Source organism: Amaricoccus sp. (assembly GCF_017995835.1).
In the GTDB taxonomy this organism is placed as follows: Bacteria; Pseudomonadota; Alphaproteobacteria; order Rhodobacterales; family Rhodobacteraceae; genus Amaricoccus.
Window position 1 is genome coordinate 18,325 of record NZ_JAGOID010000005.1, and the last position, 12,215, is coordinate 30,539.

Here is a 12,215-nt window from a genome sequence, read left to right on the forward strand (position 1 = left end):
GAAAAATCCTGACGGAGGAATGGGATGGCTGACTACGACGTGATCGTGATCGGGGCGGGCCCCGGCGGCTATGTCTGCGCCATCCGCTGCGCGCAGCTCGGGCTGAAGACCGCCTGCGTCGAGGGGCGCGAGACGCTGGGCGGGACGTGCCTCAACATCGGCTGCATCCCGTCCAAGGCGCTGCTCCACGCCTCGGAACTCTATCACGCCGCCGGGCATGACTTCCCGAAGATGGGCCTCAAGGTCGAAAAGCCGTCCTTCGATTGGCCGGGCGTGCAGGCCTACAAGCAGTCCACCGTGGACGGCAACACCAAGGGCATCGAATTCCTGTTCAAGAAGAACAAGATAGACTGGCTCAAGGGCTGGGGCGCAATCACCGCGCCGGGCGAGGTCAAGGTCGGCGACGCCGTCCACAAGGCGAAGTCCATCATCATCGCCACCGGCTCCGAGCCCTCGGCGCTCAAGGGCGTCGAGGTCGACGAGAAGGTGATCGTGACCTCGACCGGCGCCCTGGCCCTCGGCGCCGTACCGAAGCGGCTGGCGGTGATCGGCGCAGGCGTGATCGGGCTCGAGCTCGGCTCGGTCTACGCCCGGCTCGGCTCCGAGGTGACTGTCGTCGAGTTCCTCGACCAGATCACCCCGGGCATGGACCTCGAGGTCTGCAAGGCCTTGCAGAAATCGCTGGCAAAGCAGGGCCTTACCTTCATCCTCGGCGCCGCCGTGCAGGGCGCGACCAAAGGCGGGAAGGGCGTAACCGTCGACTACAGGCTACGCAAGGACGACAGCGCCGGCTCGGTCGAGGCGGACGTGGTGCTGGTGGCGACCGGCCGCAGGCCCTACGTCGCCGGGCTCGGCCTCGAAGCCGTCGGCGTGGAGATGACCGAGCGCGGGCAGATCAGGACGGACGCGCACTGGCGGACGAACGTTTCCGGCATCTACGCCATCGGCGACGCAATCGCCGGACCGATGCTGGCCCACAAGGCCGAGGACGAGGGCATGGCGGTGGCCGAAACCATCGCCGGCCGGCACGGACACGTGAACTACGGGGTGATCCCGGGGGTGATCTACACCTCCCCCGAGGTCGCCTCGGTCGGCGAGACGGAAGAGAGCCTGAAGGCGGCGGGCCGCGCCTACAGGGTCGGCAAGTTCCCGTTCATGGGCAACGCACGGGCGAAGTCCTACCTGATGGGCGACGGCTTCGTGAAGATGCTGGCCGACAAGGAAACCGACCGCATCCTCGGCTGCCACATCATCGGCCCGCAAGCCGGCGAGCTGATCGCCGAGGTCTGCGTCGCGATGGAATTCGGCGCCGCCGCCGAGGACGTGGCCCGAACCTGCCACGCCCATCCGACCTGCTCCGAGGCCGTGCGCGAAGCCGCGCTCGCCTGCGGCGACGGCGCCATTCACGCCTGACGGACCTCGCATCCGCGGTCCGGTTCGCCGGACCGCGGGCCCCGCACCGGCGAAAAATCGGGGATCGGCGTCAATCCCGCGACAGCATCCGCCCGAGAACGCGGCCACCGAGGATGTGCACGTGGTAGTGCGGCACTTCCTGCACGCCGTGCTGGCCGGAGTTTGCGATCATCCGATACCCGGCGTCGCCCGCCCCCGGCGAGACCCCCAGCTCGGCGCAGAGACGCGCGGCGAGGCGGTTGAAATCGAGGATCTCCGCATCGCTCGCCTCGGCGGCGAAGTGGTCGAAGTTGACATAGGCCCCCTTCGGGATCACCAGGACATGCACCGGCGCCTGGGGGCGGATGTCCTGGAAGGCCAGCGAGTGCTCGGTCTCAGCGACCGTCCGGTTCGGGATCTCGCCCCGCAGGATCTTCGCAAAGATGTTCTGGTCGTCGTAGGCGTAGGCCATGGGGCGTCCCTGTGGGTCTTCGGAGGCCGAGGCCCCGGCCTGCCGCGGCCGGGGCCCCGCGATCAGGCGTGCTTCTTCTTCTCGCCCTTCTGGGTCGACCAGATCTTCTTGTTGGTGAAGTACAGGAGCACCGTCAGCACGACGAGGAACAGGACCGCTGTCAGGCCGGCCTGCTTGCGCGCCATCATCTTCGGCTCCGCGGTCCACATGAGGAAGGCGGCGACGTCCTTCGCCATCTGCTCCTCGGTCGCCGGAGTGCCGTCCTCGTAGGTGACGAGGTCGGCCGAGAGCACCGGGTTCATCGCCACGAAGGCGCCCTTTGCGGAGTTCTCGTAGAGGAGCGTCCCGGCCTCCTCGCGCTCTTCGCCGGTGAAGCCGGTGACGAAGGAGGCGATGTATTCCGGCCCGCCCATGCCGCGCATAATCTGGTTGATGCCGAGACCGGCCGGCCCGTGGAACCCGGCCCGCGCCTTGGCCATCAGGCTGAGGTCGGGCGCGTTCGAGATCGCCGAGGGCGGGAAGTGGTCGGGCGGCGTGCCCGGGCGCATCTCGCCGGTCTCGGGATCCTCGAACTCGAACTGCGCGGCGTAGGCGCGCATCTGCTCGTCGGACAGCGCCGGTCCGCCGGCGTCGTGCAGGTTGCGGAAGGCGACGTATCTCAGCCCGTGACAGGCGGCGCAGACCTCGGTGTAGACCTGCAGGCCGCGCTGGAGCTGCGACTGGTCGAAGCTGCCGAACGGCCCCTCGAAGGAGAAGCTGAAGTCGGTGACATGGGCGCCGGTCTCGGCCGCGAGCCCGGCGCCGGCCCCGAGGCCGAGCGCCACCGCCGTGGAGAGGATGAGCTTCCGGATCATTGGCGTCTTCCTCATTCGGCCGGAGTCGGACGGGCCGCGCCCGCGCCGGGCGCCGGCGCCTCGTAGTGGGCGTCAAAATCCTCCTGGATGGTCGCGGGCGGCGTCTTCGGCGTCTCGATCACGCCGAGGAGCGGCAGCACCACCAGGAAGAACGTGAACCAGTAGAGCGTCGCGAGCTGGCTGATGATGACGTAAGGCTGCTCGGCCGGCATGCCGCCGCACCACATCAGCACGAAGAAGTCGAGGACGAGGCCCCAGAACCAGAACCTGAACATCGGCCGGTAGCGGCCCGAGCGGGTCCGGCTGGTGTCGAGCCACGGCACCAGCAGCAGCATGATGATCGAGCCGAACATCGCGAGCACGCCGCCGAGCTTCGAGTCGATGAAGAAGATGTCGAAGGTGATGGCGCGCAGGATCGCGTAGAACGGCAGGAAGTACCATTCCGGCACGATATGCGCCGGCGTCACCATCGGATTCGCCTCGAGGTAGTTGTCGGGGTGGCCGAGGAAGTTCGGCATGAAGCCGACGATCGCGGCGAAGAAGATCAGGATGAACGCGAGTGCGAACAGATCCTTGATCACGAAGTAGGGCCAGAACGGCAGGGTGTCCTTCTGCGCCTCGGCCTTGGAGCCGCGGCGGACCTCGACGCCCGTCGGGTTGTTGTTGCCCGTCGTGTGGAAGGCCCAGATATGCACGGCCACGAGGCCCGCGATGACGAAGGGCAGCAGGTAGTGCAGCGAGAAGAAGCGCGTCAGCGTCGGATTGCCGACCGCCGGCCCGCCGAGGAGCCAGGTCTGGATGTCGTGGCCGACGACGGGCAGCGCGCCGAAGAGCCCGGTGATGACCGTCGCGCCCCAGAACGACATCTGGCCCCAGGGCAGCACGTAGCCCATGAAGGCCGTCGCCATCATCGCCAGGTAGATCAGCATCCCGATGATCCAGGTGATCTCGCGCGGGGCCTTGTACGAGCCGTAGTAGAGGCCGCGGAAGATGTGGGCATAGACGGCGATGAAGAAGAGCGAGGCGCCGTTGGCGTGGATGTAGCGCAGGGCCCAGCCGCCGTTGACGTCACGCATGATGTGCTCGACCGAGCGGAAGGCGAGGGTAGTGTCCGGCGTGTAGTGCATGACGAGCACGATGCCGGTGACGATCTGCAACGCGAGGCAGAAGGTCAGCACGATTCCCCAGATCCACATCCAGTTGAGATTCTTGGGCGTGGGGATCATCAGCGTCGTATAGGCGAGGCCGAGGACCGGGATGCGGGATTCGATCCACTTCTCCGCGGTGGTCTTGGGCTCGTAGTGATCGTGCGGGATTCCGCTCATCGGAACTCTCCTTAGCCGAGCTCGAGGACGCCTTCGGAGACGAAGGACGCGACTGGGATGGGGAGGTTCTCCGGGGCGGGGCCTTTGCGAATGCGGCCCGCGGTGTCGTAGTGCGAGCCGTGGCAGGGGCAGAACCAGCCGCCGTAGTCGCCCGCGTCGGCAAGCGGGACGCAGCCGAGATGCGTGCACACGCCCGTCATCACCAGCCAGACGCCCGTCGGGTCGAGCGAGGAGCGGTTGGCGTCCGTCGCCGGCGAATCGGGCGGCAGGTTGGCGTTGCGCGCGATCGGGTCGGGCAGCTGGTCGATCGGCTCGGCCTCGGCCTCGGTGATGTTGTCCGGGGTGCGGCGCCGGATGAAGACCGGCTTGCCGAGGAAGCTGACGGTCAGCTGCGTGCCCTCCTCGACCGTGCTCACATCGACACGGATCGAGGACAGCGCCTGAACGTCGGCGCTCGGGTTCATCTGATTGACGAGCGGCCAGACCGCTGCACCGCCGACGACGGCGCCCGCCGCCGCCGTCGCTACGTAGAGGAACTCTCGGCGGGTGCCGCCTTCGTGCTCGTTTGCTGCGTGGGCCACCCCATATCACTCCTGACAGCCGCCCGGCCGGGCCTGCGTTGCTCGGTCGGTCCCGCTGGTCGCGGTCCCGGAAGGTAAAATCCGTCTAGACCGCTTCTCCCAACTGGTCCAGCGCTCCGTGCGGATTGTGTCGCAGTTTGCGCGGCTCGCGGCGCTCCGACGACACGACTTCGGCGGCCGCCATTGCCGGAACCGCGGGCATGGCGCTCAGAATCCCGAGGCCGCGATGGCCGCCGCGAGCCGGTCGAGTCCCTTGGCCGGCAGGCCCGCCACGTTGATGCGGCTGTCGCCGACCATGTAGATCCCGTGCTCGTCGCGAATGCGCTGGACCTGTTCGGGCGTCGCGCCGAGGAGCGAGAACATGCCGCGATGCCGGGTGATGAAGTCGAAGCGGTCGGAGTTCGTCGCCCGGCGCAGCGCCTCGGCGAAGGCCTGGCGCATCTCGAGCATCCCGCTGCGCATCCCCTCGAGCTCGGCCTTCCAGTCGGCGCGCAGTTCGGGATCGTTGAGGATGATCTCGACGACCTTGGCGCCATGGTCGGGCGGGAAGGAGAAGCTGAGGCGGTTGAGCGCCGAGAGGTTCTGCCGGGCACGGTCGGCCTCGGCGGCGTTTCGGGCGATCACCAGCGAGAGGCCGACCCGGTCGCGATAGAGGCCGAAGTTCTTGGAGCAGCTCGCGGCGAGCAGGAACTCCGGGCAGCGCGCGGCGAGACGGCGAAGACCGGCTGCGTCCTCCTCGAGCCCGTCGCCGAAGCCCTGGTAGGCGAGGTCGACCATCGGGATCGCGCCGGTCTCGGCGAGAAGGTCGGCCAGGGCGTCCCACTGGGCGAGGGTCAGGTTCGCCCCCGTCGGGTTGTGGCAGCACCCGTGCAGCAGCAGGACGTCGCCGGCCTTCATGCCGCGGAGGTCGGCCATCATGCCGTCGAAATCGACGCCGCGGGTGGCCGGGTCGAAATAGCGGTGAGCACGAAACGGGATGCCGGTCCCCTTGAGAATCGCGGCATGGTTCGGCCAGGTCGGGTCGGGCAGCCACACCGTCACGTCGGGATTGGCCCGCCGCGCCAGATCGAAGAGCTGGCGCACCGCGCCGGTGCCGCCAACCTGCTGCGACATGGCGATGCGGTCGCGCGGGCGGTCGGCCCCCAGTACGAGATCGGCCATCGCCTCGTTGAAGGCGGAATCGCCGAGCAGGGCGACGTAGGACTTGGTCGTCTGGGCGTCGAGCAGGCGGCGCTCCGCGGCCTTGACCGCACGCATGACCGGCGTGCGCCCCTCGGCATCCTTGTAGACGCCGACGCCGAGGTCGACCTTGTCCGTGCGCGGGTCGGCCGCGAACTGCGCGATCAACGCGATGATCTTGTCTGCCGGCTGGTTCTCGAGGGTTTCGAGCATCTGGTTCCTCGTTGGGTCAGTCGCCGACGGAATCGCGGTCGCGCGTCAGCACCCGGCTGCGCGTCTCGCGGCGGACCGGCGCGAAGCCCGCCTTCTGGTAGATGGGGAGCGCCCGAGGATGATCGAGCGAGTTGGTGTTGACGGTGACACGCGCCACACCTGGCCGGTCCCAGGCGGCGTGGACGGCGGTCTGGACCAGGAAGCGCCCGAGCCCCCGGCCGATCGCCTCGGGCGGCAGGCCGAAATAGGTGAGGTCGCAGAGCCCCTTCTCGCGGCCGTCGAGCACGAAGAACCCGTGCGGCCAGCCGCCGCGCATCAGGGTGTGGAGACTGACGGCAGGGTCGGCGAGGAACGCCTCGAGCTCGGCGCGTGGCCTGTCGCGCTGGTCGGTCCACTCGTACTCGGAGCCGACGGCGTCGTAGAGCGCGAGGAACCACCACACCGGCGGCTGCTCCGCGGCGAGGAGGGCAGAGGCGGGTCCGAGCGGCATCGGCGGCCGCGGATAGCTCGGCCGGCGGTCCATCTCGAGGAAGGTCACGACATACTCGACCCGCTCCCCCGCGAGGTGGATCATCGTTTCGCCCCTCTCAACCCTTCTCGACCTTGAGGTCGGGATAGGCCCCCCATTCCGCCCACGACCCGTCGTAGAGGGAATGACGGTTGTTGCCGAGGCGCTCGAGCGCGAGACTGAGGATTGCCGCGGTGATCCCCGAGCCGCAGGAGGTGATAACCGGCTTCTCCACGTCGATCCCGCCTGCCTCGAAGGCGGCGCGGAGCGCGGCGGGATCCTTCATGGTGCCGTCGGGATTGATGAGCGTCGCATAGTGGACGTTGCGCGCGCCCGGGATGTGGCCGGAGCGCAGGCCGGGCCGCGGCTCGGGCTCATCGCCGCGAAAGCGGCCGGGCGAGCGGGCGTCGGCGATCTGGGTGTCGGCGAGCTTGGCCGAAGCCGCGATCTGGGTGACGTCGCGCACGAGCGCGGCGTTGCGGCGCGCAGTGAAGTGGCGGTCGCGCAGGATCGGCCAGCCGTCCTCGAGCGGGCGCCCCTCGGCCTTCCATTTCGGCAGGCCGCCGTCGAGCACGGCCACGTCGGTCTTGCCGAACAGCCGGAACAGCCACCAGACCCGCGCGGCCGAGAACAGCCCGGCGCTGTCGTAGACCACCACGCGGTGCCCGTCCCCGACGCCCATGGCCCGCATCCGCGAGACGAACTTCTCCACCGGGGGGGCCATGTGCGGCAGGTCGGACTGGTCGTCCGAGATCTCGTCTATGTCGAAGAAGCGGGCGCGCGGAATGTGGCCGGCGATGAACTCGGCCTTCGCGTCGCGCCCCGAGTCCGGCATGTGCCAGGAGGCGTCGAGCACGCGCAGGTCGGGGGCGCCGATATGGGCGGCCAGCCATTCGGTGGAGACGAGGAGCTGCGGGTCGCTGGTGCTCATGCGGCGCCTTTCGGGCTGGGCGGCGGTTGGCCCGGAATACCGGCCAAGGGCGCCTGCGGCAAGCCCGGGCGCGACAGGTTCTTGCGGCGATGCGCGCGCGGGCGCGGCGTCGCGGCGTCAGGGTCGCTTGACCGGCGCCATGCGGGCCCGCCGCTCGCCGCGGCGCGCCAGGAGGAGGCTCGCCACGAATGCGAGCGTGAGCGTCAGCACGACGGTCGGCGCCGGAGCGGCGTCGACCCAGAAGCTCGCATAGACGCCGAGGACAGCCGCGCCGACCGAGAGGACGGTCGCCACGGCGAGCATCGGCCCGAGCCGGCGGGCCCAGAGCAGCGCGGTCGCGCCCGGGGTGATCAGGAGCGCGATGGCGAGGATGATGCCGACGGCCTGTAGCGCGCCCACGACCGCCAGGGCGACGAGCGCGAGCAGGCCGTAGTGGAGGGCCCGGACGGGCAGGCCGATGGCGCGGGCGTGGGTGGGATCGAAGATCTGCGCGGCGAAATCGGCGCGGAAGGCGAGGATCGCCACGACGACGACGCCCCCCGCGGCGGCAGACCAGGCGACGTCGGCCCAGACGACGCCGAGCATGTCGCCGAAGAGCAGGTGGCTGAGGTGAAGCGTGGTGGGCAGGCTCGCGTAGAGCACGAGGCCGAGGCCAAAGAGGCCGGAGAACACCACGCCCATGGCGGTGTCCTCCTTGATGCGGCTGTTGTCCTTGAGCCAGCCGGTGCCGGCCGCGCAGGCGAATCCGGCGACGAAAGCGCCGACCGCGATGGGCAGTCCCGCGGCATAGGCGAGAACCACGCCGGGCAGCACGGCGTGGCTGATCGCGTCGCCCATCAGCGCCCAGCCGCGCAGGACGAGGAAGCAGGAAAGGAGCGCCATGGGGATGGCGACGGCGACTGCAATGGCGAAGGCCGTCTGCATGAAGGGGAGCTGGAACGGGAGGAGCAACTCAGGCACGGCGGCGGGCCAACGTCGCAAGGAGGCCGTGCTTCGGCGCGAGAAGGAAGGCGGCGAGGAAGAGGGTCGTCAGCAGGACGATGATGAGCCCGCCGGTCGCGCCGTCGACGAAGTACGACAGATAGGCGCCGACCGCCGAACAGCCGGCGCCGATGGCGACGGCGATGACGATCACGCGGCCGAATCGGTCGGTGAGCAGGTAGGCCGTCGCGCCCGGGGTGATGATCATCGCGACGACGAGGAAGGCCCCGACGGTCTGCAACGCGGCCACCGTCGCGAGGGCGAGCAGCGCGAAGAACACGACCTTCAGCCCGTCCGGGCGCAGGCCGACGGTGCGGGCGTGCATCTCGTCGAAGAACACCGCTAGGAAATCGCGCCATTTCAGGGTCAGGACGACAAGGGCGACGCCGCCGATCAGGACGAGCTGGAGCGTGTCGATGGGCGTAATGGCGAGAACGTTGCCGAGCATGATGGTCTGCAAGCTGACAGAGGCCGGCCGGATGGAGATCATGAAAAGGCCGAGCGCGAAGAACCCGGTGTAGACCACACCGATGGCCGCGTCCTGTCGCAGGCGGGTCGCCGAGCCGAGCCACAGCATCGCGCCCGCGGCGAGGCCGCCGGAGACGAAGGCCCCGATGGCGAAGGGGAGGCCGAGGATGTAGGCCCCCGCGACTCCGGGCACGACCGCGTGGCTCAGCGCGTCGCCGACGAGGCTCCAGCCCTTCAGCATCAGGAACGCCGAGAGGAAGGCGCAGAGCGCGCCGACGAGGGCGGAGACCCAGATGGCGTTGACCATGTAGCCGTAGCCGAACGGCTCGAGGAGCGTTGTCATGCTGCCCCGGCGCACCTGGCGCGGACGGGCGCCCGCGCGGAGTCTCGCCGGGCCATCACTGCACCTCCCGGGCGGCGGCTTCGGCCCTGGTCTCGGCGTCGGGGCCGGCATCGTAGATGACGAAGGGGCGCTCGTCGTCGGTCAGGACCGTCACGCGACGCTCGTCGGCGTCGTCGTGGAGGTCGCGGCCGCCGAGGACGAAATGCCGGAGCCTGCCGCCGAAGGCCCGCTCGAGGTTCTCCCGGGTGAACACTTCGGCCGTCGGGCCGGCGGCGAGAATGCGCCGGTCTATCAGCACGGCGCGGTCGCAGAAATCGGGCACCGACCCGAGGTTGTGGGTCGAGATCAGCATCACCCGCCCCTCGTCTCGCAGGTCCTTGAGGAGCGCCACGATCGCGTCCTCGGTTGTGACGTCGACGCCGGTGAACGGCTCGTCGAGCAGGATCACCCTGCCCTCCTGCGCGAGCGCGCGGGCGAGGAAGACGCGCTTCTTCTGCCCGCCGGACAGCTCCCCGATCTGGCGGTCGGCCAGCGTCGCGACGCCCACCCGCTCCATGGCGGCCTCCACGAGCGCCCGGTCGTGCGGACTCGCACGGCGCAGCCAGCCCATGTGTCCGTACCGGCCCATCATCACCACGTCGCGCACCACGATGGGAAAGGTCCAGTCGACCTCCTCGGCCTGCGGCACGTAGGCGACGAGGTTGCGGTCCAGCGCCGCGTCGCGCGGCATCCCGAGGATCTGGACCGAGCCGGCGCGCAGCGGCACGAAGCCCATGATCGCCTTGAAGAGCGTCGACTTCCCCGAACCGTTGACGCCGACCAGCGCCGTGATCGAGCCTTCGGGCAGCGTGAAGGTCGCGTCGTCGAGCGCCGTCAGGCCGGTGCGGTAGGTGACAGAGACGTCGCGGACGACGAGGCCCGGCCTCATGGCGCCAGCGCCGCTGCGATCGTCGTCGTGGTGACCCGCATCAGGTCGAGATAGGAAGGCACCGGGCCGTCGGGCTCGCTGAGGCTGTCCACGTAGAGGACGCCGCCATAGGCGACGTCGGTCTCGCGCGCGACCTGCTGGGCGGAGCGGGGGTCGACGGTCGATTCGGAAAACACCGCCGGGACGTTGTGGGCGCGGATGAGGTCGATGGCGCGGCGGATCTGCTGGGGCGTGCCGGTGTTGGCCTCGTTGATGGGCCAGATGTAGATCTCGCCGAGCGCGAACTCGCGGGTCAGATAGGAGAACGCGCCCTCGGAGGTGGCGAGCCAGCGGCGCTCCTCGGGAATCGTGGCGAGGCGCTCGCGGATCGGCGCGGCCAGCGCCTCGATCTCGGCGGCGTAGGCCGCGGCGTTCGCCTCGTAGGTCGCGGCGTTCTCCGGGTCGGCCTCGGCGAGGGCGGCGCGGATGTTCTCGACGTAGATCATCGCGTCGGAGACGGACATCCAGGCGTGGGGGTTCGGGCGACCGGCATAGGGCCCCTCGGCGATCTCGATCGGCTCGATCCCCTCGGTGACGACGACCGCGGGCACGTCGCGCAGGTTGCGGAAGAACCGCTCGAACCAGGCCTCGAGTCCAAGGCCGTTCCACAGGATCAGGTCGGCGTCGGACGCGGCCCGGATGTCGGAGGGCGTGGGCTGGAAGTTGTGGACCTCCGCCCCCGCCGGGATCAGCGAAACCACTTCGGCGGCGTCTCCGGCCACGTTCTGCGCCATGTCGGCGACGATGGTGAAGGTGGTGGCGACCTTGAGCCTGTCCCCTGCGCTCGCGGGCAGCGCGAGCAGGAAGGCGAGGGCGACACTCGGCACAAGACGCGACATGGGCACTCCGGAGCGCGGGATGCGGGCGAGCATATCGGATCGCCGGAGCAGCGCAAATGCTAATCGTTCGCAAAAACTGCGATTGGCGCGAGTATGGCGTCTCGGCTAAGGTCGGCCCCGATGACGGTCCCGGGCAAGACGGCGGATTACGAGGCGATCCTGCGCGACGCGGGACTGCGCATCACGAAGCCGCGCCGGATCATCCTCGAGATCCTGCACAGCGCCCATGGCCACCCCGACGCCGCCGAGATCTTCGAGCGGGCGGTGGCCATGGACAGCCGCATCTCGCTCGCCACGGTCTACCGGACGATGCGGGCGCTGGAAGACTCCGGCGCGATCCAGCGCCACGCCTTCGGCCACGGCCCTGCCCGCTTCGAGCAGGCGCCCGAGGCGCATCACGACCACCTGATCGACATCGACACCGGCGAGGTGATCGAGTTCGCGTCAAGCCGGATCGAGGCGATCCAGCAGGAGATCGCGACCCGGCTCGGCTACGAGATCGTCCATCACCGGCTCGAACTCTACGGGCGGCGCATCAAGGCGGAGTGACGGCGGAGCCGGGACCGTCCGCAGGCCGCGGCGCGGGCGCAGGCGGCGGCGCAGGCGCAGGCGGAACCCGCGCGGCGAGCACGTCCCACGCGGCGGTGAACCCGAGCAGCGAAACCGGCAGGCGCACGCGCACCCCTTCGAGCAGGGTCAGCGTCACGTCCACGGCCCGCTCGCGCTTCAGGCCGTCGAGGAAATCGGCGTCCATGGGTGCGAGCGCCTCGCACCCGTCGCGATCACACGTCCGCCACGGAACCTCGCGCAGCGGCTCGTCGCCGATCGCCAGCGACAGCCCGTCGGGCAGGAACAGCGGCAGCGCGGTCGACAGGACGAGCCCCCCGGGCCCCGCCTCCAGACCGAGCACGGGCGCGCCGTCGGCGGCGCGAACGGCCGAGCGGATCACGCAGTCGTCGCCGAGGCAGGCGAGCCGCCAGTCCCGGAAGGTGATCTCGGCGGCGCGGCGCGCACCATAGGCGGCGGGCGGGTCGGCGCGCGCGGCTACGGGCGCGAGGAGCGCGGCGGCGAGAACCAGCGCGCGCTGCAACGACGCTAACCATATGTCAACCAAGATAGTTTCGCCCCATTAGCCCCTTCTTAGCGATGCTCGTGGAATGTG

General features: G+C 69.6%; 14 protein-coding genes. 2 read left to right on the forward strand and 12 right to left on the reverse strand.

The annotated features are described in order from the left end of the window. Window positions 1-24 precede the first annotated feature (24 nt). Entirely contained in the window at window positions 25-1,413 is a 1,389-nt protein-coding gene (gene lpdA, locus KBA23_RS01600; RefSeq protein WP_290735952.1) for a dihydrolipoyl dehydrogenase, read from the forward strand. Window positions 1,414-1,483: 70 nt separating this feature from the next. Here lpdA and KBA23_RS01605 read toward each other — a convergent pair whose 3' ends face one another. From KBA23_RS01605 to KBA23_RS01655, 11 genes are all read right to left on the reverse strand, one after another. Next, window positions 1,484-1,864 (reverse strand): HIT domain-containing protein, encoded by a 381-nt coding sequence (locus KBA23_RS01605; RefSeq protein ID WP_290735954.1) that lies wholly within the window; start codon window positions 1,862-1,864, stop codon window positions 1,484-1,486. Between the two features lie 62 nt (window positions 1,865-1,926). Next, window positions 1,927-2,718, reverse strand: coding sequence for a cytochrome c1 (locus KBA23_RS01610; protein WP_290735957.1), 792 nt, complete (start codon window positions 2,716-2,718; stop codon window positions 1,927-1,929). Between the two features lie 11 nt (window positions 2,719-2,729). Further along, window positions 2,730-4,043, reverse strand: a complete 1,314-nt coding sequence (locus KBA23_RS01615; protein WP_290735959.1) for a cytochrome b N-terminal domain-containing protein — start codon at window positions 4,041-4,043, stop codon at window positions 2,730-2,732. 11 nt (window positions 4,044-4,054) lie between these two features. Further along, a complete protein-coding gene (gene petA / locus KBA23_RS01620) occupies window positions 4,055-4,624 on the reverse strand; it encodes a ubiquinol-cytochrome c reductase iron-sulfur subunit (RefSeq protein ID WP_290735961.1) in 570 nt (189 codons plus the stop codon). A gap of 207 nt (window positions 4,625-4,831) precedes the next feature. After that, window positions 4,832-6,016 (reverse strand): amino acid aminotransferase, encoded by a 1,185-nt coding sequence (locus KBA23_RS01625; RefSeq protein ID WP_290735964.1) that lies wholly within the window; start codon window positions 6,014-6,016, stop codon window positions 4,832-4,834. Window positions 6,017-6,032: 16 nt separating this feature from the next. Beyond that, entirely contained in the window at window positions 6,033-6,590 is a 558-nt protein-coding gene (locus KBA23_RS01630; protein WP_290735968.1) for a GNAT family N-acetyltransferase, read from the reverse strand. Between the two features lie 13 nt (window positions 6,591-6,603). Next, complete coding sequence (sseA, locus tag KBA23_RS01635) at window positions 6,604-7,455, reverse strand: 3-mercaptopyruvate sulfurtransferase (protein ID WP_290735971.1); 852 nt, start codon at window positions 7,453-7,455, stop codon at window positions 6,604-6,606. A 117-nt stretch (window positions 7,456-7,572) separates the two neighbouring features. Next, window positions 7,573-8,415 carry a metal ABC transporter permease gene (locus tag KBA23_RS01640; RefSeq protein ID WP_290735974.1) on the reverse strand — a complete coding sequence of 281 codons (843 nt, stop codon included), beginning with the start codon at window positions 8,413-8,415 and terminating at the stop codon, window positions 7,573-7,575. Next, window positions 8,408-9,247 carry a metal ABC transporter permease gene (locus tag KBA23_RS01645; RefSeq protein ID WP_290735977.1) on the reverse strand — a complete coding sequence of 280 codons (840 nt, stop codon included), beginning with the start codon at window positions 9,245-9,247 and terminating at the stop codon, window positions 8,408-8,410. The genes KBA23_RS01640 and KBA23_RS01645 overlap by 8 nt, the downstream gene beginning before the upstream one ends. A gap of 55 nt (window positions 9,248-9,302) precedes the next feature. Further along, window positions 9,303-10,175, reverse strand: a complete 873-nt coding sequence (locus tag KBA23_RS01650; protein ID WP_290735980.1) for a manganese/iron ABC transporter ATP-binding protein — start codon at window positions 10,173-10,175, stop codon at window positions 9,303-9,305. Next, the gene (locus KBA23_RS01655; RefSeq protein WP_290736102.1) at window positions 10,172-11,059 is read right to left on the reverse strand and encodes a metal ABC transporter substrate-binding protein; all 888 of its coding nucleotides are present in this window, start codon (window positions 11,057-11,059) and stop codon (window positions 10,172-10,174) included. The genes KBA23_RS01650 and KBA23_RS01655 overlap by 4 nt, the downstream gene beginning before the upstream one ends. Before the next feature lie 114 nt (window positions 11,060-11,173). Here KBA23_RS01655 and KBA23_RS01660 point away from each other — a divergent pair, with 114 nt between their 5' ends. Further along, on the forward strand, window positions 11,174-11,602 hold the full coding sequence (locus KBA23_RS01660) for a Fur family transcriptional regulator (protein ID WP_290735982.1): 429 nt from the start codon (window positions 11,174-11,176) through the stop codon (window positions 11,600-11,602). On the opposite strand, the gene KBA23_RS01665 is transcribed toward KBA23_RS01660, so the two are convergent. Further along, on the reverse strand, window positions 11,589-12,143 hold the full coding sequence (locus tag KBA23_RS01665; protein WP_290735985.1) for an invasion associated locus B family protein: 555 nt from the start codon (window positions 12,141-12,143) through the stop codon (window positions 11,589-11,591). The two genes, KBA23_RS01660 and KBA23_RS01665, sit on opposite strands and share 14 nt — an antisense overlap. Window positions 12,144-12,215: the final 72 nt, after the last annotated feature.

What these genes read in the sequence shown, in the direction of transcription:
- KBA23_RS01645 (WP_290735977.1), bottom strand. Translation starts at nt 9,247, where the DNA reads ATGACAACGCTCCTCGAGCCGTTCGGCTACGGCTACATGGTCAACGCC.
- KBA23_RS01630 (WP_290735968.1), bottom strand. Translation starts at nt 6,590, where the DNA reads ATGATCCACCTCGCGGGGGAGCGGGTCGAGTATGTCGTGACCTTCCTC.
- KBA23_RS01615 (WP_290735959.1), bottom strand. Translation starts at nt 4,043, where the DNA reads ATGAGCGGAATCCCGCACGATCACTACGAGCCCAAGACCACCGCGGAG.
- sseA (WP_290735971.1), bottom strand. Translation starts at nt 7,455, where the DNA reads ATGAGCACCAGCGACCCGCAGCTCCTCGTCTCCACCGAATGGCTGGCC.
- KBA23_RS01605 (WP_290735954.1), bottom strand. Translation starts at nt 1,864, where the DNA reads ATGGCCTACGCCTACGACGACCAGAACATCTTTGCGAAGATCCTGCGG.
- lpdA (WP_290735952.1), top strand. Translation starts at nt 25, where the DNA reads ATGGCTGACTACGACGTGATCGTGATCGGGGCGGGCCCCGGCGGCTAT.
- KBA23_RS01625 (WP_290735964.1), bottom strand. Translation starts at nt 6,016, where the DNA reads ATGCTCGAAACCCTCGAGAACCAGCCGGCAGACAAGATCATCGCGTTG.
- KBA23_RS01650 (WP_290735980.1), bottom strand. Translation starts at nt 10,175, where the DNA reads ATGAGGCCGGGCCTCGTCGTCCGCGACGTCTCTGTCACCTACCGCACC.
- KBA23_RS01610 (WP_290735957.1), bottom strand. Translation starts at nt 2,718, where the DNA reads ATGATCCGGAAGCTCATCCTCTCCACGGCGGTGGCGCTCGGCCTCGGG.
- KBA23_RS01660 (WP_290735982.1), top strand. Translation starts at nt 11,174, where the DNA reads ATGACGGTCCCGGGCAAGACGGCGGATTACGAGGCGATCCTGCGCGAC.